Consider the following 22,410-nt stretch of genomic DNA (forward strand, 5'->3'; position numbering starts at 1 on the left):
TCTCAAGGGCGCTGGAGCACCATCGTCATGCCCTGCGTTCGCCCCCCGGACCTGATATTTCTGTCAGTTGTGCCCGCCACAAACCAGTGTTCGAATCCAGCCCATGCCCCGGTACCTATCCCGTGGCCAAGGAGCTGAACCATGAACGCGTTGCTGACTGACGAACTGAACCTGATGCTGACCCAGTACGATCTTTACCCGCCACTGCAGAGCGACGGCAACGCGCTCGTCGGGTTTTCCACGGGGATCCCCGGCACACAACCCCTCACCTTCGATTTCACCGTCAATGGCCAGGCCGGGGACGTCGAAGGCATCACGCTCAATGTCGGGGTGAACGCCGGTACTCTGTGGTTCCAAAGCGCGTTCATCGCCAACTACTCGGGGGCCTGGCCAGTGGCCCTGGAACTGCGCGCCCACCAGGACGGGCAACAGGTCGGCAGCGCCGTTCTGGTCCTGCACGATACCCGCGGCATGGTCGTCCACAGTGCCGAGGTCATGGTGTTCCCGAACCCGGCCAGCGTGCCCCCCGTGGGAGAAATGCGCATCCTGGCCCGTGCGACGTTCTTCGATGCGCAAGGCGTGGAGTTGCCCGTCGGCGAAGTCTTCTGGGAAGTGCGATTGCCCGAACCGGTGCCAGGCGTGGTGGTGGACGGCAAGGATATCGTGGTCTCGTCCGATGCCCCGGCCGGCGATGTGACGGTGACCTTCAGCGAACGTTCCGGCCTGGAGCAGACGACCCAGCTGACGCTGACCCCGGCTAGGGATATCGGGCTGGAAATCACTCCCGCCGATTTCTATCCGCCATTTCGCGGCGAGGATGTCAACTTTGTGCTTATCGGCATCGACCAGCCGCTGCCGGAGGATGTGAGCGTGTCGGTCACCCTCAACGGTGTCGGCGGAGCGCACGAGGGCATGATGCTTACCTCGATGGGTGGTCAGTGGGCGTTGCTTTTCGATCGGACTTTCATTCGCGCCTACCAGGGCCAGTGGCCGATCGAGGTGCGGGCGCGGGCAATCCAGGACGCACAGGTCATCGGTGTCGCCACTGGCTGGCTGCACGATACGCGAACCATGGTCTGCTCCAGGATCGACATCGTGTTCAACCCTAGCGACCCTGGCGACATCGTAGCGATTCCCGAGGAAGGCGAGCTGTTGGTCACCGCGGCACCCAGGTTCTATGACCAGAACGATATCTACGTGCCGCATGCCGAACTGGAGTGGAGCGCGAAGATGGTCGACCCGATGGAAGGCGTGAGGATGTACAAGCACCTGCTTTACATCAGCTCGGACGCGAAGCCGGGCAAGTACCGGGTCGCGATCGTCATCCCTGGCATGAACCGGGCGAAAGTCCTGACCTTGACCTGAGGGACGCCACGGAGCCGAACAGGCCACCGATCGGTGGCCTGAAGATGGGCTGGCCGAGAGGCGAGCCCTATGCCAGGAGCTTCCACGAACGGTTCCCGTCCCGTGATGCGTTCTGGGTCCGGCGGCCGGACAAGGACCAGTTGCCGCAGGTTGCCGAGCCGGCGCCGCTGGAGTGGTTTCTGAAAGCCATGCGCGGTGGCGCGGGGGATCCGAAGATTCGCGTACGCTGAAGGTTGGCTGCCTGGTATTTCTGTCAGTTGTTGCGTTCTCCGCTGCGGTGCTCCAATTCGGACACGGCCGATCTGGCCGCCACGAATGGAGCACCGAACCATGAACGCACGACCAAAGGATCTCGGACTGGAGCTGGCCAGGCATGATCTTTATCCCCCGATCCTGGATGACCAACCCGGGACTGTGATCTTCCGCGTAGCAGTAACGGAGCCCGTGGAATTCGATTTCACCTTCAACGGCGAGAGCGGCGAGTTCCCCGGGATCACCTTTTTCATCCACGGCAACCAGGGCAGCATCTCGTTCTGGCACGAGTTCCTTGCCAGCTACAACGGTCCCTGGCCGGCCCGCGTCGAAATCAGGGCCTGGCAGGAGGGTGTGATGATGGACAGCGCCGAGCTGCGCATTCATGACACCCGGACCATGGTGGTCCACCGCGCCGAACTGGCGCTGTCAGCTGATAGTGTGACTATCCCGCCTGGGCTGTTCAATTTCGTCGAAGCCATGCCGGTGTTCTTCGATGCGCAGGACGTGCAGTTGCCCTTGGCGGAGGTATCCTGGGAACTCCTGTTGCCCCAGGGGCAGCCGGGCGTGGATGTCGATGGCGCGCGGATCAGGGTGATGGCGGGGGCGCTGCCCGGCAAAGTGACCGTGTTGCTGAGTGAGCGATCCGGCGTCGACGAGCCGGCGATCCTCAGTCTGCGGCTGCCTCCGGAGATCGGCATGGAACTGACCAAGTACGACCTTTATCCGCCCCTCGCAGCTCTTAACACCTACGTCTTCGTTCACAGCGAACTGCCGCCTGACGCCCATCTCCACTTTGATCTGGTCGTCAACGGAGTACCCGGCCCGCACCAGGGTCTGGAGATTTTCTTGGTGGACGCATGGGCTGTCGCTATCGACAACACCTTCATTGCAAACTATGCCGGCGCCTGGCCGGTGGAACTGACCGTGTACGCCCACCTGGACCACGAACTCGTCGCCAGCCGCACGCTCTGGCTGCATGACACGCGCGAAATGGAATGTACCCGGATGGATTTCCAGTTCAAACCGTCCGACAAAGTGGACATTCCCGAGCAAGGCGAGACGATTGTCCTGGCCTCGCCTACCTTCTGGGATGCCCAGGATATCGAGCTTCCGTTCAACGAACTCATCTGGAGTACGCACTTGCTGGAACAGGTGGAAGGGGTGGAACTGTTCGCGCATGTGCTGCACATCAGCCCCGAGGCCAGGCCGGGTCGGTTCCGGGTGGGGATCAAGATGGACAACGGTTTGAGTCGGGCCAGGGTACTGACCTTGACCTGACTCCAGGCAAGGTCCGTGTCGCGGTTCGGATGCAGGGCGGGTTGAACCGGGCGAAGGTGTTGACCCTGGTCTGACTCGCAGGACCGCCGCGACCGCCCCGGGCCGTCGCGGCCATCCGCTCAGTCGCGCGGGCGGGGCTCCCTGGGCATGCCCAGTGCCCGTTCGGCAATCACATTGCGCTGGATCTCGTTGCTGCCGCCGTAGATGGTGTCCGACCGCGTGAACAGGAACAGCGACTGCAGCCGGTTCAGCGCATAGGGTGCGCCATCGAGGATCTCGGCCCGCGGCCCGAGCACGTCCATCGCCAGCTTGCCCAGCTCGGCATGCCAGGTCGACCAGGCCAGCTTGTAGATCATCGCTTCCCTTGCCAGACCACCGTCCTGCGTGCCGGAGAGCATGCGCAGCGAGTTGTAGCGCAGCACCCTGAGCCCGGCCCAGGCCCGGGCGATGCGCTGGCGCAGCAGCGGGTCGCGGCTGGCGCCGTTGGCCCTGGCGATGCGGATCACCTCGTCCAGTTCATTCTGGAACAGCATCTGCTGGCCCAGGGTCGAGACGCCGCGTTCGAAGCCGAGCAGGGCCATGGCGATCTTCCAGCCTTCGCCCGGGGCGCCGACCATGTTCGCCACCGATGTCCGCGCCTGGTCGAAGAACACTTCGTTGAACTCGCTGGTGCCGGTGATCTGCTGGATCGGTTGCACGCGGATCTGCGCCTGGTGCATCGGCACCAGCAGGAACGACAGGCCGTGATGGCCGCTGCTGCCAGGTTCGGTACGGGCGAGGACGAAGCACCAGTCGGCTTCGTGAGCCAGCGAGGTCCACACCTTCTGTCCGCTGATCAACCAGTATTCGCCCGTCTCGTCGAGGCGGGCACGGGTCTGCACGTTGGCCAGGTCGGAGCCGGCGCCGGGCTCGGAATAGCCCTGGCACCAGAACTCCGTGCCGTCGAGGATGCCCGGCAACAGGCGGCGTTGCTGGTCCTTGCTGCCGAACGCCGCCAGCGTCGGGCCAACCAGCCCTTCGCCGATGTGGCCCATGCGTCCGGGCCCGCCGGCACGGGCGTACTCCTCGTGGAAGATCACCTGCTGGCTGATGCTCAGGCCGCGACCGCCATGTTCCTGGCGCCAGCCGACGCCGGTCCAGCCGCCGCTGGCCAGTTCGCGCTCCCAGGCCTTGCGTGCCTCGGGAAAGCTGTGTTCGTCGCCCGGACCACCGCGAAAGCGCAGGGCCTCGAACGGGCCGCGCAGGTGTTCCGCCATCCAGCCGGCGATTTCCGCGCGGAAGGCTTCGTCCGCGCTGCTGAATCCGATTTTCATGCGTGTTCTCCCATCAACTGCGCGGCCAGGCGCTCGGCATGCCAGGCCGGGGTGCCCAGCCACTGCTCACTGGCCCGGGCGCGTTTGAAATAAAGGTGCGGGTCGTATTCCCAGGTGAAACCGACCCCGCCATGCAGCTGGATGGACTCGGCGGCGCAGTGGAAGAACGCCTCGCTGGCATGGATCTGCGCGGTGGCCGCGGCCAGCGGCAGTTCCGCGGCCAGGCTCGGGTCGCCCGCCGGGTCGAGGCGCTGCTGGGCGATGCAGGCCGCATACCAGGCCGCCGAGCGGGCGCATTCCACCTGCAGCATCAGGTCGGCGCAGCGGTGCTTGATCGCCTGGAAGCTGGCGATGGTGCGCTTGAACTGCTTGCGTTCGCCGATATAGGCCAGGGTCAGGTCGAGGCTCTGCTGGGCGCCGCCGGTCTGCTCGGCGGCCAGGCCGATGGCGGCGATGTCCAGCACCGCGCGCAGCAGCGGCCAGCCCTGGCCAGGCGGGCAGAGCAGGTGGGCATCGCCAAGCCGCACGTCGCGCAGTTCGACATCCGCGAGACGCCGGGTCTGGTCCAGGGTCGGCAGGGCGCGGCGGGTGATGCCGGGGGTGCAAGCGGGCAGGGCGAACAGGCTGATGCCGTCCTCGCCATGGCTGTGCGGGCTGCGCGCGGCGACGATCAGCAGATCCGCCTGGGCGCCGTCGGCCACCAGGGCATAGCGGCCGTTCAGCACCTGTTCATGACCCTCGACGCGCGCCGTGACCTGCACGCTGTCGGCGGCCAATCCGCCGTCGCTGCTGAAGGCCAGGGTCGCCGAGGTCTGGCCGGCGGCGATCGCGGGCAGCCATTCGGCCTGCGGCGTCGGGTTGCTGGCCAACAGCAGCGCCGGGGTCGCCAGGCAACTGGTGGCGAACAGCGGCGAGCCGAGGAGGAAGCGTCCGCACTGCTCCAGCAGCAGGGCCAGCTCGACGAAACCCAGGCCCATGCCGCCGTGCTGCTCCGGCACCATCAGCGCCGGCCAGTACAGCTCCTGGCCGATGCGCCGCCACAGTTCCGGGTCGTAGCCATCGTCGCGGGCCATCCCCGCGCGCACCGCCTGCGAATCGCTGGCCTGGGCCAGGAAACGCTCGGCGCTGTCGCGGATCATCAACTGTTCTTCGGTAAAGGCGAACTCCATGGGACTGTCTCTGTGTCGCTATCGATGAGGCAGTCTAGGGGGGGCGTCCATGCCCCCGAATCATTGAAACGGACTAGTCCCGGAGCGTGCAGCCGTCGTCGCGCTACTGGCGCCCGGTAATGGTGAAGCGGGCACCGCCCCGCGGCGGGTCGATGTCCCGTGTCACCACGTCATTGCCCATGTGCACCTCGACCCTGCTGGCCCTGAAGGCCTGGGGAACGTTGATGTGAAAGCGGTTCATCCTGTCTGGTGCGCCGCGGGTGTTGGCCAGGGCGAACCTCACCACTTCCCCGAAGTCGTTGAGCACCCGGAGGGAGTTCTCCGACCAGGCGGCTTCATCGGCCCGGGTTTCGTGATAGTTGCCGTAGGCGCAGTGCAATGCCGGATAGATGTAGGCGCCTTTCTCGTGCTCGGGATCGTAGAAGCCCAGCAGGGTGGTGATCGGCACGCCCTGCTCTTGAGGGCGGCGCACGACATTGAAGGAAAAGTCCTCGACCGCGACCCAGGCCTGACCATTGGATACGTAACGCAGCATCGTGCCCTTGTGCAGCATGACGACGGTGCCGTTCACATGCAGCCGGGACGAGGCATTGGCCATGTGAAACACGTAGATCCCCTTGCCCCGGTTGGCCTCGCTGGCGAATGGCAGCCTCACGTCGTACACGTAGCTGGTGTCGAACTGGTAGATCTCGACCAACTGGTACTGATTCAACAGCGCCATGAGCGGCGCCATGTCCCGCTCCTCGGCGGTGGTGCTGTAGAAGTCGGCCCAGGGCTGCAGGGTGCGGGTGGCTTCGTCCCATTTGCGATAGCCGGTGGGCGATGACGGATCGAAGACTGCCTTGCGCTCCAGATAGCGCTGGATTTCGCGCACGGAATAGGGCGTGCACAGGGTGTAGGCGTTGGTCGCGGTGTACATCGGATAGCCGCCGGCCATGGTATCCAGGCCGTAGCTGTGGCCATGGAACGGGTCCATGCAGGCGCCCAGGCAGGTCTTGCGGCCAGTCACTTCCTTCTCGAAATTGGGCAGGAACACATTGAGATCGCTGTCCCAGCCCCAGGTCGAGTTGATGGTGTCCGCGGGGCGATGCACGGAACCCTCGAAACCGCCCGGCTCATGCGACAGGCCGAAGTTGTGGCCCAGTTCATGGCTGAACTCGTTGCCCCAGCAGTCGTACAGGGTGACGATGCTGCCGCCGCCGGACAGCCCGTGCACGACGCGGCCGTTGGCGTAGTTGCCGACGGAGGTGTGAGCCGTCACCTGGCCCACGGCGTAGTGATGGGCCTCGGCGAACCCGGGCGAGCTGTGGATACCGTAGTTGGCGTTGTTGATGCCCAGGGAGATCAGTTCCTTGCCGATCTGCTGGCGCAGATTGCCGCTGTGCACACCGCCCTCGGAGGGGGAGTGGGTGGTATGGACGGTTCCGTCCGGCAGGCAGATCTCCTTCCAGTGCACGGGCTCGTACTGGTTGACCAGCAGGCGACTGATCGGCGTCATCTGGAAGTACTCGCGCTGCAGTTCCTCGCCGAAGTCCTCGAAGAAGACCTCGCGCGGCGGGGTCAGCATGCCGATGTCGATGACGTTCAGCAGCAGTTCCGTGGCCGCGCCGATGTCGACATCTTCATAGCTGCCCTCGGCGCCGCCGCCACGGGCGCGGAAGTGCAGCGAAATACCCGGGCGCAGGTGCTCCCAGGGAATGACCGCGCTCCAGAAGTCGGTGCCGTAGTGGATGCGCGCGTAGTGGACATCGTGCTCGTTCACCCAGTGCCCGCCGGCGTTGACGTACAGCACCTGTTCGTTGCGTTCCAGATGCAGCGAACCTCCCAGGGTATGGATGTGCGCGCCCAGGGTGGCGTTGGACTGGAAGGCGATCTTCTTGCCCTTGAACGCCGACTTGTGTTCGGGCAGGTAGAAGTGCTCGGCCCATTGGTGGTCCGCCAGCTGGACGTTGATGGTGTCGTAGGAGGCGAGCAGGGTCGATAGCCGCGTGCCCTCCGGATCGTCGGCAATCTGCTCGATTGCCGACTGGGTCCGGATGACGTGCTGGTAGCTGTCGGGGTAGGTGAGGTCGGCATCGCCCGCGTCCAGGCGTTGGGCCAGCCGGGGCAGGTCCTGCGGCGGGTTCATCCGGGTGCTGAACAGTTGCTCCTTGTTCATCTTCACGGTGAGGTCGAGCCCCTGCGGGGCGTGATCGGTGCCGTCGGTGGAGCGAAACAGCACCAGCGTGGTCCTCAGTGCGACAGGCCGCGGTTGCCGGTCCTGGGGCAGCATCGAGGCCCTGGACGGCATCGTGCCGCACTGCGCGAGGGACACGCTGCCTTGCAACGCGCCCTTGAGATCGTTCTTGCCGGGGGTGGTGTTGAAATAGATCGGAGTTTGCATGGGGGCGTCCTTCTGCGCGAGCGTGATAGCCGCACCGGCTGACCGCTACCTCTGAAAGCCCGACTGGAGCCGGCCTGCGCGGTGAGGATGAACAGCCCCATTGTGCAAAACGGTGGTGGCTGGTCTAGCTAGCACTTCTGTCAGCTGGCGCGCGGTACCCGGCGCGGCAATGATGGACGGCTGCCGGCCATGCCCGCGCGCAGCGCCTGCGAGTCGCTGGCCTGGGCCAGGAAACGCTCGGCGCTGTCGCGGATCGTTCAGAACTGCTTGGTCGGACTCCACTCGACCTCGACCACCGGAATGTTTTGCCTCGCCTGGTTCCTGCGCACGCCGTCTAGCTGCCGCTCGAGGCCGGCCGGGTCGTTGCGGTCGAGGTAGCAGCGGGCATGCAACTTGGACAGGTCGCGATCGTAGGTCTGCGCGACGAAGCGGCGGAAGAACTCTTCGTTCCAGCGTTGCTGGTCGCCGTAGTGGACGATCCTGGCGCTGTCGGAAATCCAGCTCTTCTTGATCGGGAACTCGTCCACCACACACCCCATCCAGGACATGGACGACTCGTCGACCGCCGCCGTTGGCGGTTTGGCCTGGGGCGTTGCTGGCGTCGCTGGCGTAGAGGGCGTCGTCGGCGGCGGCGTTGCCGGCTTCTGCTCGTCGACCCGTGCCTGCTGCTCCGCGGCCGGGCTGGCGGTGCTGGCTGGCGGCTCCTTGGGTGGCTGGCGCACACCCTGCTGCCGCGCCTGTTCCTGCGCACGCTCCACCGCGGCTTGCCGGGCCAGGGTGTCGAGGGTCTGGTCGAGGCTCGCCCGGGACTCGGCCGCGCGCTGCGAGGCCACGGCATTGGCACTGGTCAGCACGGTATTGAGCGCGGCCATGTCGTTGAGGAAGCGGGTCGAGGCTTCGCTGTCGCGCCTGGCCTGCTCGTGCTCGGCCCACATCTTCAGGCGCGCGTCCTTCTCGTTTTCCGTCTCGCGGGTCAGCCGGAACTGCTTCAGCGGCTGCCAGCTGCCGTCCTTGAGTTCCTGCTGGGAAATGCTGACCACGGTGTCGCTGTTCAGCGTGTAGACGTCCCTGCGTGTCTCGCCGATATGCCGGGTCATCACGCTGGCGGAGTCCACGGTGTAGGTGGAGGTGCCGGGTTGCAGCAGGTAGCTGTTCTTGATGTTGCTCTCGGTATGGCCGACCAGGATGCTGTCCTTCAGCAGGGCGTAGTCATCCCCCCAGTGCTGGACATTGTCCGGACCGATCCAGACCTGGATGAGGTTCTTCTCGGGGTAGAAGAACTGGTAGTAGACCGTCGGGTAGACATTTTCCCTGTTGACCCAGGCAAAGCCCGCCAGCCGGGCGAACGGCCCCCATTGCGCGCCCATGCTGACGTCGCGCAGGCGCACGCGGCTGTCTTCGCTCCAGCTGTCGCTGCCCCAGCCCCTGGTCTGATGCGTGACGATGAGGTCGCCCGAGCCATCGAGCTGGTAGAGGCTCCTGTCGCTGTCGCTGTTGTAGCGGACCAATTCCCCGGTGCTGTCCAGGGTCACGCGCATGTTGTCGCGCGGGCCGATGACGGTATTGCCGCTGGCGCTGAAGGCCCCCGAGGCGCTGCGTTGATAATCGATGGATTTTTCCAGGCGATGGCTGTTCCCGGTGTAGGCGGTGACCCGATTGCCATCCGCGGACTTCTCCAGTTTCAGCAGGAAGGGATGTCTCCCGCGGCCATCGCTGCCTTCGGACAACCAGGTGCGGTTCAACGCCTGGTCGAAGACGCCCCAGGACGGGCCCGGCTGCGCGCTGGTGGGTGCCACGCTTTCGCTGGCCGTCGCCGTCGCCGTCGCCGTGGTCGGCGCGGCAGGCACCCCGGGCGTTTCCGGTGCCGCCGTGGGAGCGGCAGCGGCGGTCTGCTTGCCGAGCGCGGTATAGGTGGTCGTCGAATCCACGCTGGCGATCCTCTCGCCATCCAGGGTCAGCTTCTCCTGCAGCACCTCGCCGGAGGGCGTCAGGCGCGTGCGCACCGGCATCCGCAGCACGCCGTCACGGACGAACAGGGCGTTGCCCTGTTCATCGAGCGTGCCCTGCCATTGCAGGTTGCCGACGGAGGAGGTGAGCACCAGGGTCCCTGGCCTGGGCCCGGGGACGATGGTGTTGCTGCCGCTCAGTTCGCCGCTGGTCGGGTGGCGGTATTCCTCGATCAGGACCTGGCCGGGTACCGCCCAGCGGTAGAACAGCATGTAGGCATTGGGCGCCGACCAGTTGCTGCCGACCAGCCGTGGGTACACGCCCCAGATCTCCTGCTGGCTCGCCGTGGAAGTGGAGACCCAGGCCGGTGCGTTGACCTGGGGCGCCTGGGTGGACATGCAGCCGCCCAGGCTGAGTGCCGCCAGCACCAGTGCGCTGCGTGCGAACCGTTTCATCATCCTGCTCCCTGATCGTTATTTGGCAGATGGCCATTATTTGTCGTGATGCTAGTTGGACCCTGCTCCGCGGTAAAGGCACCGCTGCCAGACCGGGTAGTCTCAACGGACGATGATGCCCCTTGCGCCCGTCAGCACAATGACCTCGATACCGAATTCCGCCATCGAGGAGCATGGGCATGATCGAGATTCGTGGGTTGAGCTATTTCGTCGCGCAGAGCGAAAACCTCAGCCAGTGGCAGCGCTACGCCGAGGACGTGCTCGGCATGCAGACCCACCCGGCGCCGCACGGCGGGCTGTACGTGAAGATGGACGAGCGGCCGATGCGCATGCTGATCGTCGAGGGCGATGCGCCGCGTTATTTGGCATCCGGCTGGGAGCTGGCCTCCGAGCCGGCGTTCGAGGCGGCCTTGCGGCATCTCGATGCGCAAGGCGTGGAATGGCTGGCCGGCAGCGCCGCCGAGATCGAACAGCGTGGCGTGCAGGCGCTGGTGGTCGTGACCGACCCGTCCGGCAACCGTCATGAACTGGGTTGGGGCCATCGCTCCGATTGCCAGCCCTTCGTCTCGCCCCAGGGCGTGCCGCGCTTCGTCACCGGCGACATGGGCCTGGGCCACACGGTGCTGCCGGCGCCGAACTTCGACGCGACCCTGGCCTTCGCCCGCGACGTGCTGGGCTTCCAGCTGTCGGACATCTTCAACTTCCGCCCGGATCCCTCGGCGCCGGGGGTGCGCATTCACTTCCTGCACTGCGCCAACGCCCGCCACCACAGCCTGGCCCTGGCCGAATACCCGGTGCCGTCCGGCTGCGTGCACGTCATGGTCGAGGTCGATTCGATGACCGAAGTCGGTCGCGCCCACGACCGCCACCAGGCCCACGGGGTGAAGCTCTCCGCCACCCTCGGCCAGCACCTCAACGACCGCATGACCAGCTTCTACATGCAGACCCCGTCCGGTTTCGACCTGGAGTACGGGCATGGCGGCCTGCAAGTGGACTGGGCCGAGCACTCGGCCTTCGAATTCACCCGCGTGAGCCTCTGGGGCCACGACTTTTCCGTCGGCCAGCAAGGAGCCTGATTGATGAACAAGCAAATGACGGCCGCCGACGCGGTCGCCCGCCTGCGCGACGGCATGACCATCGGCTTCGGCGGCTGGGGGCCGCGGCGCAAACCGATGGCGATCGTCCGCGAGATCCTCCGCTCGCCGGTCAAGGACCTGACCGTGGTCGCCTATGGCGGCCCGGAAGTCGGCATGCTCTGCGCCGCCGGCAAGGTGCGCAAGCTGGTGTTCGGCTTCGCCACCCTCGATGCGATCCCGCTGGAGCCGTACTACCGCAAGGCCCGTGAGGCTGGCGAACTGGAGCTGATGGAGCTGGACGAGGGCATGTTCCAGTGGGGCCTGCGCGCCGCCGGCATGCGCTTGCCGTTCCTGCCGACCCGCTGCGGCCTGGCCACCGATGTGGCGCGGCTCAATCCGGAGATCAAGGAGGTGCGTTCGCCCTACGACGATGGCGAGGTGCTGCTGGCCATGCCGGCGCTGAACCTCGACGTGGCCTTCCTCCATGTGAATGTCGCCGACCGCCTGGGCAACTGCCTGGTCACCGGTCCCGATCCGTATTTCGACCACCTGTTCGCCCGGGCCGCGAAAGAGTGCTTCGTCTCCTGCGAGGCAATCGAGGAGCGCCTGTCCCTGACCGCGGAGCAGGCGCGCGGCAACACCTTCGAGCGCTACCTGGTGACCGGCGTGGTCCATGCGCCTCTGGGTGCACACCCGACCTCCTGCCCGAGCGACTACGGCTGGGACCTGGAGCACCTCAAGCGTTATGTCGCCAGTGCCGGCGAGGAGGGTGGCTGGTCGCGCTATGTCGAGACTTATGTGACCGGTGGCGAGTCGGTCTACCAGGCGCGGAACGGCGGCCCTGCACGCATGGGCTCACTCCCCCTGCCAGTTTTCTGAGAGTGCGCCGCGTTCCCTTGGTAGGAGCTGGCTTGCCTGCGAAAGGACCGCGCAGCGGTCCCGGACCTCACCGCTATCGGGGACCGCTGTGCGGTCCTTTCGCAGGCAAGCCAGCTCCTACAAAGGACCGCGTACAGCCCAAACGATTCATGAGGAAACAAGAATGTCCGCACCCTGTGATTTCACCCTCGCCGAATTGCTGATCGTCGCCGCCTCCGAGGCCTGGCGCGGCAATGGCGAGGTCATTGCCTCGGGCCTTGGCGTGATCCCGCGCCTGGGCGCCAGCCTGGCCAAGCTGACCCACAGCCCGGAACTGCTGATGACCGACAGCGAGGCGTTCCTGGTCGAGGAGCCGGTGCCACTGGGCCCGCGCGGCGACTTCGAGCCGCGCTACTCCGGCTACATGTCCTTCGAACGGGTCTTCGAATGTGTCTGGGGCGGACGACGCCACGCCATGATCGGCCCGACCCAGATCGACCGCTGGGGCCAGACCAACCTGTCCTGCGTCGGCGACTACCACAAGCCCAGGACCGCGATCCTCGGCGTGCGCGGCCTGCCGGGCAACAGCATCAACCACATCAACTCGTTCTTCGTGCCCAGCCACAACACCCGGGTGTTCGTCAGCGGTGAGGTGGACATGGTCTCCGGCGTCGGCTTCAAGGCCGAGCGCTGGCCGCAAGGGGCGCGCCGCGACCTGATGGAGATCCGCTGGGTGGTCAGCGACCTCTGTGTCATGGATTACGCCGGCCCCGAGCATGCCGCGCGGGTGCGCAGCCTGCATCCGGGGGTGAGCTTCGAGCAGGTCCAGGACAACACCGGGTTCCCGCTGCTCAAAGCCCCGGAACTGGGCGAGACCGTGCATCCAACGGCCGCGCAGCTGGACATCATCCGCCGTCTCGATCCCCACGGCCTGCGCGCCAGCGCGCTGAAGGGCAACCCGCCCGGCATCCGGACCGCCTGAGACAAGGAGCGCGCACATGCACAGCAGCGACAGCGAATTCGTCGTCCGCGAGGACAAGTCGGCCTACGAGACCGACACCCCGGTGCTCTACAGCGTCGCCGAGGGCATCGCCAGCGTCACCCTGAATCGGCCCGCCTTCAACAATGCGCAGAACTCGCAGATGACCTACGCCCTCGACGCCGCCCTGCGTCGGGCGGTGGACGACGATACGGTCAAGGTCATCGTCCTGCGTGGCGCCGGTCGGCACTTCTCGGCGGGCCACGATATCGGCACGCCGGGGCGCGACATCGACAAGAGTTTCCCCCGCGCCCACCTGTGGTGGGACCACACCAACAAGCCTGGCGGCGAGCAACTGTACGCCCGCGAGCAGGAGGTCTACCTGGGCATGTGCCGGCGCTGGCGCGAGCTGCCCAAGCCGACCATCGCCATGGTCCAGGGTGCCTGCGTGGCCGGCGGCTTGATGCTGGCCTGGGTCTGCGACCTGATCGTCGCCAGCGACGATGCGTTTTTCCAGGACCCGGTGGTGCGCATGGGCATCCCGGGGGTGGAGTATTTCGCCCACCCTTATGAACTGAACCCGCGCATCGCCAAGGAATTCCTCTTCTGCGGCGAGCGCATGAGCGCCGAGCGCGCCTACCAGATGGGCATGCTCAACCGCGTGGTGCCCCGCGCCGAGCTGGAAAATGCGACCTACGCCATGGCCGCGAACATCGCCCGCCAGCCGCGCATGGGCCTGGCCCTGACCAAGCAGGCGATCAACCATGTCGAGGACCTGCAGGGCAAGCGCAGCGCCATGGACGCGGCCTTTGCCTGGCACCATTTCGCCCATGCGCACAACGAGTTGCTGTCCGGCGACAAGCTCGGCGGCTTCGATGCCAAGGGCATGGCCCAGGCCAACAAGCAGGCGGCGGCCGCCGCGGGTGAGGGCGCATGAGCGGTTGGTTGAACACGCCATTGACCGCGGCCCTGGGCTGCCGCTACCCGATCGTGCAGACCGCCATGGGCTGGGTCGCCGACGCCAATCTGGTGATCGCCACCACCCGCGCCGGCGGCTTCGGTTTCCTCGCCGGGGCGACCATCGCCGCCGATCAACTGGAAGGCGAGATCCGCAAGGTGATCGACGCCACCGGCGGCAGCCATTTCGGCCTGAACTTCCACATGTTCCAGGACAACGCCGCGCAGTGCGTCGACCTGGCCATCGCCTACCGCCTGCGCGCGGTGAGCTACGGGCGCGGCCCGGACAAGGCCACCATCGCCCGCTTCAAGGCCGCCAAGGTGCTGTGCATTCCCACGGTCGGTGCGCTCAAGCACGCGCTGAAGGCCGAGGAACTGGGCGCTGACCTGATCACCATCCAGGGCGGCGAGGGCGGCGGGCATACCGGTGGCGTGCCCAGCTCGATCCTCCTGCCCCAGGTACTCGACGCCGTGCAGGTGCCGGTGATCGCCGCCGGCGGTTTCGCCAGTGGCCGTGGCCTGGCCTCGGCGCTGGCCGCCGGTGCCGCGGGAATCGCCATGGGCACGCGCTTTCTGATGACCCAGGAATCGCCCACCCCGGCGGCGACGCTGCAGCGCTACCTGAAGGTCAGCGACCCGCAGCAGGTGCGGGTCACCACCGCGGTGGACGGCATGCGCCACCGCATGATCGAGAACCCGTTCATCAACCGCCTGGAACAGGCCGGCCCCTTCGGCCGCCTGCGTATCGCCCTGGGCAGCGCCTGGCAGTGGAAGCAGCACACCGGCATGAGCCTGGGGCATATGGCCGGGGTGTTCCTGCGTGCGCTGCGCGAAGACCCCGCGGCGCTGTCCCAGGTGGTCATGGCTGCCAATCAGCCGGTGCTGCTGCAGCGCTCGATGGTCGACGGCCGGCCCGACGAGGGCATCCTGCCCAGCGGCCAGGTGGCCGCGGCCATCGGCGAACTGCTCAGTTGCCAGCAGGTGATCGAAGGCATCGCCCGCGAGGCCGAACAGTGCCTCGACGCCTTGGCCGCGCGCCATTGCGTTTCTCATTCCGTCCCTCTTGGAGAAGCCCTGTGAACCAGGCATTCAGTACCCAGCTAGAGCAGGGGATCGCCGAACTGGTGATCGCCAAACCCCCGGTCAACGCCCTCGACAGCCAGGAGTGGCAGGCCCTGGCCCGTGAAATCGAACACCTGGGCGCCGATCCCGAGGTGCGCGTCATCGTCATCCGCGCCGAGGGGCGCGGCTTCTGCGCCGGGGTCGATATCAAGGAGCTGGATGCCCATCCCGAGCGCATCGTCGAGGTCAACGCCGGCAACTACAACACCTTCAAGGCCGTGCATCGCTGCCCGGTGCCGGTGATCGTCGCGGTGCACGGCTTCGTCCTCGGTGGTGGCATCGGCATCACCGGTGCGGCGGACATCGTCGTCGCCGCCGACTGCGCCACCTTCGCCCTGCCGGAGGTCGACCGTGGCGCCATGGGTGGCGGTGCGCACCTGCAGCGTTTGTTCCCGGTGCAGAAGGTTCGCTACCTGTTCTTCACCGGAGAAAAGATCGGAGCTCGGGAGGCCATGCAATACGGCTTCATCGAGCGCCTGGTGAGCAAGGAGCAACTGCGCGAGAGCGCCCTGGAGATCGCCGCGCGCATCGCCGCGAAAAGCCCGGGCATGATCCGCATCGCCAAGGAGGCACTCAACGGCATCGAGGACGGCAACCTGGAAGACAAGTACCGCTGGGAGCAGGGCTTCACCCTGCAGGCGTACACCAGCCCGGACTCGGCGGAAACCCGGCGGGCCTTCGTCGAGAAGCGCGAAGCGAAGTTCTGAGGTACCGCGCGCGCCCTGTGTAGGAGCGGGCTTGCCCGCGAAAGGACCGCAAAGCGGTCCCGTTTCCCGATCCAAAGCCAAGAAGAGACGGCTGGCCTGGCCGTAGATCAGGAACCGGGACCGCTAGCGCGGTCCTTTCGCAGGCAAGCCAGCTCCTACGGGATCGCGGCGAACCATCAGTTAGTTATGTTTTGGTCCAAGAGGGCGCCATGCAACTGACCTTTACCCCCAAGCAACAAGCCTTCCGCGCCGAAGTCCGGGCCTGGCTGGCGGACAACCTGCCACGCGAACCGCTGGCCAGCTACGACACCCGCGAGGGCTTCGAACAGCACCGCGCCTGGGAAGCGAAACTCTTCGACAGCCGCTGGTCCATGGTCATGTGGCCGGCGGAACTCGGCGGGCGCGGCTGCGACCTGATCGAGTGGCTGATCTTCGAGGAGGAGTACTACGGCGCCGGTGCGCCGATGCGGGTCAACCAGAACGGCCAGCTGCTGCTCGGCCCGACCCTGATGGAATTCGGCACCGACGAGCAGAAAAAACACTTCCTGCCACGCATGGCCGCCAGCGTCGACATGTGGGCGCAAGGCTGGTCGGAACCCAATGCCGGCTCGGACATGGCGGCGATCACCAGCAAGGCGGTGCGCGACGGCGATCACTATGTGATCAACGGCCAGAAGACCTGGTCGACCCGGGCGATCTTCGCCGACTGGCTGTTCGGCCTGTTCCGCAGCGAACCGGGCTCGACCCGCCATCACGGCCTGTCGTTCCTGATGGTGCCGCTGGACGCGCCGGGCGTGAGCATCCGCCCGATCAAGGCACTCAACGGCAAGGACGCCTTCGCTGAAGTGTTCTTCGACGATGTGCGGGTACCTGTGGGCAACCTGATCGGCGCCGAAGGGCAGGGCTGGCACGTGGCGATGGCCACCGCCGGCTTCGAGCGCGGCCTGCTGCTGCGCTCGCCGGCACGCTTCCAGCACACCGCGCGCAAGCTGGTGGAGCTGTTCAAGGCACGCGAAGACGCCGCCGCCCGAGACCCGGGCCTGCGCGACGCGGTGCTGGACTGCTGGATGGGCGCCGAGGCCTATGCCTTGTCCGCCTACCACACCGTCGGCCGCCTCGGTCGTGGCGAGCAGATCGGCGCCGAGTCGAGCATCAACAAGATCATCTGGTCCGAACTCGACCTGAAGATGCACGAAACTGCCATGCGCCTGCTGGGCGCTCATGCCGAACTGCGCGCGGGCGCGCCGCAGGCCGATGCGGCGGGCTGGCTGGAGGGCTTCCTGTTCGCCCAGTCCGGGCCGATCTACGCCGGCACCAACGAAATCCAGCGCAACATCATCGCCGAGCGCATGCTCGGCCTGCCGAAGTAAGGAGCGGCCATGGACTTCACTTTCAACGATGACCAGCTCGCCTTCCGCGAGGCCATCAGTCGCTTCCTGATGACCGAGGCGGCGCCGGAAATGCTCCGCGAGATCTGGGAAACCGACGCCGGGCGCTCGCCGGACCTGCGCAACAAGATCGCCGCCCAAGGCCTCACCGCGCTGTCCATCCCGGAAGAGGACGGCGGCCTGGGCATGGACGACGTGGCCTGGGCACTGATGACCCAGGAGCTGGGCTACTACGCGATTCCCGATTCCCTCGCCGATACCGCCTATGTCGCCGTCGGCCTGCTGCGCGAACTGGCGCCGGGGCACAAGGCCCGGGTCGAGCTGCTGCCGCGTATCGCCGAGGGCAGCCTGCGCCTGGCCATCGGTCATGCGCTCAATCCGCTGGTCAGCGATGCGCAGTTGGCCGAGGTGCTGATCTTGCCCCATGGCGACGAGATCCACTTGCTGCCGCGGGCCGCGGTGGATGTCGAGGCCAACCCGAGCATCGACGCCTCGCGCCGCCTCGGCCGGGTGACCTGGCATCCGTCGGCGGCCACCCTGCTTGCCGGCGGCGAGCAGGGCCGCGCGTTGCAGGCGCGCCTGCTCGATCGCGGCGCGCTGTCGGTGGCCGGGCAACTGCTTGGCCTGGCCCAGCGCATGCTCGACCTGTCGGTGGACTACGTGGCCCAGCGCAAGCAGTTCGGCAAGCCGATCGGCAGTTTCCAGGCGGTCAAGCACCACCTGGCCGACGTCGCCCGGCACATCGAGCAGGCCAAGCCGGTGCTGTACCGCGCCGCCCATGGTCTGGCCCGCGGCGACCGCTCGGCCTCGCTGTGGGTCTCGCAGGCGCGCCTGGCCTGCTGCGAGGCCAGCTGGATCGCCGCGCGCAAGGGCATCCAGGTGCATGGCGCCATGGGGTACACCTGGGAAGTCGACCTGCAGATGTTCATGAAACGCGCCTGGGCCCTGGATGCGTCCTGGGGCGATCGCGGTTTCCACAAATCCCGTGTCGGCGACTACCTGTTCGCCGACGGCGCCCGGCTGGGGCCGGGCCACACCTTCGAGGACTGATCCATGCCCGAGGCTTATATCGTCGACGCCCTGCGCAGCCCCACCGGCAAGCGCAAGGGTGCCTTGTCCGAGGTCCATGCCATCGACCTCGGCGCCCAGGTGCTCAAGGCCCTGGTGCAACGCAACGCGATTCCGGCGGAGGATTACGACGACGTGATCTTCGGCTGCGTCGACACCATCGGCGCCCAGGCCGGGGATATCGCCCGCACCAGCTGGCTGGCCGCCGGCCTGCCGCTGAGCGTGCCGGGCACCACGGTGGATCGCCAGTGCGGCTCGTCGCAGCAGGCCGTGCACTTCGCCGCCCAGGCGGTGATGAGCGGGACCCAGGACGTGGTCGCGGTGGGCGGTGTGCAGACCATGACCCGCATCCCGATTTCCTCGGCGATGCTGGCCGGGCAGCCGCTGGGCTTTCCCGACCCGTTTTCCGGCAGCCGCCTGTGGCGCCAGCGCTTCGGCACGCAGCCGGTGGATCAGTTCTATGCCGCGCAACGCATTGCCGATCACTGGCAGATCAGCCGTGAGCAGATGGAGGCGTTCGCCTTGGAGAGCCACCAGCGCGCGCTGGCGGCCCGGGCGAGTGGACGCTTCGCCCGCGAGATCGTCGCCTGCGAGGGCCTGAACGAGGACGAAACGCCGCGCCAGACCAGCCTGGCGAAGATGGCCGAACTGCAACCGGTGGACCCGCGTTTCCCGTCGATCACCGCCGCGGTATCGAGCCAGACCTGTGATGCCTCGGCGGCCTTGCTGGTGGTCTCGGAAGCCGCGCTCAAACGCTACGACCTGACCCCGCGGGCGCGCATCCATCACCTCACGGTGATGGGCGACGACCCGATCTGGCACCTGACCGCGCCCATCGCCGCCACCCGCCGCGCCCTGCGGCGCGCGGGCATGCGCATGGACGATATCGACCGGGTGGAGATCAACGAGGCCTTCGCCTCGGTGGTCATGGCCTGGGCCAGGGAACTGGACTACGACCCGGCGCGGACCAACGTCAACGGTGGCGCCATCGCCCTCGGCCACCCGCTGGGGGCCACCGGCGCGCGGCTGATGACCACGCTGCTCAACGAACTGGAATGCAGCGGCGGCCGCTATGGCCTGCAGACCATGTGCGAAGGCGGCGGGCAGGCCAACGTCACGATCATCGAACGTCTTTGAAACAAGGAGTCAATCCATGGCTATCTGTAATGACCGCACGGTGATCATCACCGGTGCCGGCGGCGGCCTCGGCCGTGCCTACGCCCTGGCCTTCGCGGCCGAGGGCGCCAATGTGGTGATCAACGACATCCGTGCCGAAGCGGCGGCGGACGTCGCCGGGGAGATCGTCGCCAGCGGTGGCCGGGCCATCGCCAGCAGTGACGACATCACCACCCTGGACAGCGCCCAGCGCATCGTCGATGCCGCCCTGGCGGCGTTCGGCGAGGTGCATGTGCTGGTCAACAATGCCGGGGTGCTGCGCGACCGCATGTTCATCAGCCTGTCCGAAGAGGACTGGGACCTGGTGATGCGCGTGCACCTGAAGGGGCATTACTGCCTGGCCAACCTCCTTGGCCGCCGCTGGCGCGACCTGGCCAAGGCCGGCACGCCGGTGGCCGCGCGGATCATCAACACCAGTTCGGGGGCGGGGCTGCAGGGTTCCATCGGCCAGTCCAACTACTCGGCGGCCAAGGGCGGCATCGCTGCGTTGACCCTGGTCCAGGCTGCGGAGCTGGCGCGCTACGGCGTCACCGCCAACGCCCTGGCCCCGGCGGCGCGCACGGCGATGACCGAAAGTGCCATGCCGGACGTGGTCAAGCGGCCGGAGGACGGCAGTTTCGATGCCTGGGCACCGGAGAACGTCGCGCCGCTGGTGGTGTGGCTGGGCAGCGAGCTGTCCGCGCAGGTGACCGGGCAGGTGTTCGAGAGCCAGGGTGGGCGGATTTCGCTGGGGGACGGCTGGCGTACCGGGGTGACCCGGGACAAGGGCGCGTTGTGGCGGGTGGAGGAGGTGGGCGAGGCGGTGAGGGAGATTCTTGCTGAAGCGCCTGGGGCGCAGAAGGTTTGGGGTAGCTGATTCCCCCTGTGGGAGCGAAGCCCGGCCGACCTAGCATTTCTGTCAGTTGTTGCCCTGAGCCCCTGCTGTTTGAATCGAAGCGTCCTTGCATTGATGGAAGGACGCTAACGAACAGCAGGAGTGAAGCACCATGAGCAACCAGAACCCGCAGCCCCGGATCGGCTTGATATTGTCGGAAACCGAAATGTACGCGCCACTCAGAGGGCGTGAGAAAAGGGTCGATGCCACCGTCCGCATTCGCGATGGCGGCGTCGACTTCGACTTCACCGTCAACGGTCAGGCCGGCACCTTCACGGGCCTACACCTGGAAAAGTCTTACCAGGCTGCCTCGCTGATGATCGACAACACCTTCATCCGCAACTACAGCGGTACCTGGCCGGTACAGGTCGAGATCATTGCCAGCCTGGATGCGTTCGAAGATCGCGCTACCCTGACGCTGTACGACACCCGTACCCTGCGAGCAGAGCGCGTGGTAGTGGCAATCAACCCTGACAGCTTGAAGATTCCAACGGGCAACGAGTACGCGCAGGCGCACGTCCAGCGCCAGTTCTACGATGCCAATGATATTCCACTGCCCTTCGACGAGATCACCGAGACGCTCGAGGTGGTCCCACCGGTGCCTGGGGTAGAACTGGAAGGAGTGATGATCAGCATCAGCTCGATGCCGCACGCCGATAAGGTCAATGTGCGGGTGTCAGGACCGGATGGGGTGAGCGGAGACGCCACGCTGACGCTGGTCAAGTGATCTCCAGGGCTGGATGAGCTCCCACAGGCACCGCATCGATCTTGAAGCCGCTGGTGAACCTGTGGGAGCTGGCCGGGCGGCGTTCCGCTTGCCGGCATTGACGGGACGCTATCGCGGGCAATGCCCGCTCCCACAAGGTGCGCGGTGAGTCCTGCCTACAACGGATAGTTTTTCAGCTCGCGCGCAATCAGCATCCTCTGTATCTCGCTCGACCCTTCGTAGATCTGCGTGATCCGCGCATCCCGGTAGTACTTCTCGACCGGGTAATCCTCCAGGTAGCCATACCCGCCATGCACCTGGATCGCCATGGAACACACCCGCTCGGCCATCTCCGAGGCGAACAGCTTGGCCTGCGACGCTTCGCTCAGGCACGGCTTGCCCGCCGTGCGCAGGCGCGCGGCATGCAGGATCAGCAGGCGCGCGGCATTGAGCTGCACCTGCATGTCGGCCAACAGGTTGGCGATGCTCTGGTGTTCGTTGATCGGCTTGCCGAACTGGATACGCTCGCGGGAATACACCAACGCCGCTTCGAACGCCGCGCGGGCGATGCCCAGGGCCTGGGCGGCGATGCCGATGCGCCCGCCTTCGAGGTTGGACAGGGCGATCGCCAGGCCCTTGCCGCGCGCGCCAAGCAGGTTTTCTTCGGGAATCCGGCAGTCGTTCAGGGTCACCGCGCAGGTGTCGGAGGCGCGAATGCCCATCTTGTGCTCGCTGCGATCGACCACGAAACCCGGGTTGTCGGTGGGCACCAGGAACGCGGAAATGCCTTTCTTGCCGGCGTCCGGGTCGGTCACCGCGAAGACGATGGCCAGCCCCGCGCGGCGGGCATTGCTGACGAACTGCTTGGCACCGTTGATGACCCACTGGCCATCCTTGAGTTCGGCACGGGTGCGCAGGTTATGCGCTTCGGAGCCGGCCTGCGGCTCGGTCAGGCAGAAGCAGCCGATCACTTCTCCACTGGCCAGGCGTGGCAGCCAGGCCTGTTGCTGCGCCGGGCTGCCATAGGCCAGCAGCGGGCCGCAGCCCACCGAGTTGTGGATGCTCATCAACGCGCCGGTGGCACCATCGCCGGCGGCGATTTCCTCCACGGCCAGGGCATAGGCCACGTAGTCGGTGTAGCTGCCGCCCCATTCCTCGGGCGCGACCATGCCCAGCAGGCCCAGCTCGCCCATCTTGCGGACCACGTCGTTGTCGATCCAGCCGGCCTTTTCCCAGGCCTGGGCATGCGGCGCGATCTCGCCACGGGCGAAGTCGCGGGCCATGTCGCGGATCATGATCTGTTCTTCAGTCAGTTCCAGGTCTTGCATGTGCGT

General features: G+C 66.5%; 19 protein-coding genes. 14 read left to right on the forward strand and 5 right to left on the reverse strand.

The window, feature by feature from the left end; all coding sequences use genetic code 11:
• The first annotated feature begins 141 nt into the window (after positions 1 to 141).
• The 3 genes from CHB99_RS05910 to CHB99_RS05920 all read left to right on the forward strand — a co-directional run bounded on the left by CHB99_RS05910 (position 142) and on the right by CHB99_RS05920 (position 2,898).
• Complete coding sequence (locus CHB99_RS05910) at positions 142 to 1,365, forward strand: hypothetical protein (protein WP_042130394.1); 1,224 nt, start codon at positions 142 to 144, stop codon at positions 1,363 to 1,365.
• A gap of 44 nt (positions 1,366 to 1,409) precedes the next feature.
• Entirely contained in the window at positions 1,410 to 1,595 is a 186-nt protein-coding gene (locus CHB99_RS05915) for a hypothetical protein (protein WP_245655672.1), read from the forward strand.
• Between the two features lie 100 nt (positions 1,596 to 1,695).
• Entirely contained in the window at positions 1,696 to 2,898 is a 1,203-nt protein-coding gene (locus CHB99_RS05920) for a hypothetical protein (RefSeq protein WP_141137254.1), read from the forward strand.
• 119 nt (positions 2,899 to 3,017) lie between these two features.
• Here CHB99_RS05920 and CHB99_RS05925 read toward each other — a convergent pair whose 3' ends face one another.
• From CHB99_RS05925 to CHB99_RS29750, 4 genes are all read right to left on the reverse strand, one after another.
• The gene (locus CHB99_RS05925) at positions 3,018 to 4,211 is read right to left on the reverse strand and encodes an acyl-CoA dehydrogenase family protein (RefSeq protein WP_042130391.1); all 1,194 of its coding nucleotides are present in this window, start codon (positions 4,209 to 4,211) and stop codon (positions 3,018 to 3,020) included.
• A complete protein-coding gene (locus CHB99_RS05930; protein ID WP_042130387.1) occupies positions 4,208 to 5,380 on the reverse strand; it encodes an acyl-CoA dehydrogenase family protein in 1,173 nt (390 codons plus the stop codon). The genes CHB99_RS05925 and CHB99_RS05930 overlap by 4 nt, the downstream gene beginning before the upstream one ends.
• 103 nt (positions 5,381 to 5,483) lie before the next feature.
• Positions 5,484 to 7,763: a M66 family metalloprotease gene (locus CHB99_RS05935; RefSeq protein ID WP_052419572.1), complete on the reverse strand. Its 2,280-nt coding sequence runs from the start codon at positions 7,761 to 7,763 to the stop codon at positions 5,484 to 5,486.
• A 257-nt stretch (positions 7,764 to 8,020) separates the two neighbouring features.
• Positions 8,021 to 10,165 (reverse strand): hypothetical protein, encoded by a 2,145-nt coding sequence (locus CHB99_RS29750; RefSeq protein ID WP_042130385.1) that lies wholly within the window; start codon positions 10,163 to 10,165, stop codon positions 8,021 to 8,023.
• 179 nt (positions 10,166 to 10,344) lie between these two features.
• Between CHB99_RS29750 and CHB99_RS05945 the strand changes: the two genes are divergently transcribed.
• The 11 genes from CHB99_RS05945 to CHB99_RS05995 all read left to right on the forward strand — a co-directional run bounded on the left by CHB99_RS05945 (position 10,345) and on the right by CHB99_RS05995 (position 21,097).
• The gene (locus CHB99_RS05945; RefSeq protein ID WP_042130383.1) at positions 10,345 to 11,241 is read left to right on the forward strand and encodes a VOC family protein; all 897 of its coding nucleotides are present in this window, start codon (positions 10,345 to 10,347) and stop codon (positions 11,239 to 11,241) included.
• A 3-nt stretch (positions 11,242 to 11,244) separates the two neighbouring features.
• On the forward strand, positions 11,245 to 12,120 hold the full coding sequence (locus CHB99_RS05950) for a CoA transferase subunit A (RefSeq protein ID WP_042130381.1): 876 nt from the start codon (positions 11,245 to 11,247) through the stop codon (positions 12,118 to 12,120).
• A 163-nt stretch (positions 12,121 to 12,283) separates the two neighbouring features.
• The gene (locus CHB99_RS05955) at positions 12,284 to 13,081 is read left to right on the forward strand and encodes a CoA-transferase subunit beta (RefSeq protein ID WP_042127039.1); all 798 of its coding nucleotides are present in this window, start codon (positions 12,284 to 12,286) and stop codon (positions 13,079 to 13,081) included.
• A 16-nt stretch (positions 13,082 to 13,097) separates the two neighbouring features.
• The gene (locus CHB99_RS05960) at positions 13,098 to 14,015 is read left to right on the forward strand and encodes an enoyl-CoA hydratase (protein WP_042127037.1); all 918 of its coding nucleotides are present in this window, start codon (positions 13,098 to 13,100) and stop codon (positions 14,013 to 14,015) included.
• Positions 14,012 to 15,115, forward strand: a complete 1,104-nt coding sequence (locus CHB99_RS05965) for an NAD(P)H-dependent flavin oxidoreductase (RefSeq protein ID WP_042127035.1) — start codon at positions 14,012 to 14,014, stop codon at positions 15,113 to 15,115. The genes CHB99_RS05960 and CHB99_RS05965 overlap by 4 nt, the downstream gene beginning before the upstream one ends.
• A complete protein-coding gene (locus tag CHB99_RS05970; RefSeq protein WP_042127032.1) occupies positions 15,112 to 15,864 on the forward strand; it encodes an enoyl-CoA hydratase family protein in 753 nt (250 codons plus the stop codon). Before CHB99_RS05965 ends, CHB99_RS05970 begins: the two co-directional genes overlap by 4 nt.
• 209 nt (positions 15,865 to 16,073) lie before the next feature.
• The gene (locus tag CHB99_RS05975) at positions 16,074 to 17,234 is read left to right on the forward strand and encodes an acyl-CoA dehydrogenase family protein (RefSeq protein ID WP_042127030.1); all 1,161 of its coding nucleotides are present in this window, start codon (positions 16,074 to 16,076) and stop codon (positions 17,232 to 17,234) included.
• A 9-nt stretch (positions 17,235 to 17,243) separates the two neighbouring features.
• Positions 17,244 to 18,302, forward strand: coding sequence for an acyl-CoA dehydrogenase family protein (locus CHB99_RS05980; RefSeq protein WP_042127029.1), 1,059 nt, complete (start codon positions 17,244 to 17,246; stop codon positions 18,300 to 18,302).
• Between the two features lie 3 nt (positions 18,303 to 18,305).
• Positions 18,306 to 19,457: an acetyl-CoA C-acetyltransferase gene (locus CHB99_RS05985; RefSeq protein WP_042127027.1), complete on the forward strand. Its 1,152-nt coding sequence runs from the start codon at positions 18,306 to 18,308 to the stop codon at positions 19,455 to 19,457.
• 16 nt (positions 19,458 to 19,473) lie between these two features.
• A complete protein-coding gene (locus CHB99_RS05990) occupies positions 19,474 to 20,352 on the forward strand; it encodes an SDR family oxidoreductase (protein ID WP_042127024.1) in 879 nt (292 codons plus the stop codon).
• Between the two features lie 130 nt (positions 20,353 to 20,482).
• Complete coding sequence (locus tag CHB99_RS05995) at positions 20,483 to 21,097, forward strand: hypothetical protein (protein ID WP_042127022.1); 615 nt, start codon at positions 20,483 to 20,485, stop codon at positions 21,095 to 21,097.
• Positions 21,098 to 21,252: 155 nt separating this feature from the next.
• Here the strand turns inward: CHB99_RS05995 and CHB99_RS06000 are convergent, their stop codons facing one another.
• Entirely contained in the window at positions 21,253 to 22,404 is a 1,152-nt protein-coding gene (locus tag CHB99_RS06000; RefSeq protein ID WP_042127020.1) for an acyl-CoA dehydrogenase family protein, read from the reverse strand.
• Positions 22,405 to 22,410 lie beyond the last annotated feature (6 nt).

Origin of the sequence: Pseudomonas japonica (genome assembly GCF_900188455.1) — a bacterium.
GTDB lineage: Bacteria > Pseudomonadota > Gammaproteobacteria > Pseudomonadales > Pseudomonadaceae > Aquipseudomonas > Aquipseudomonas japonica.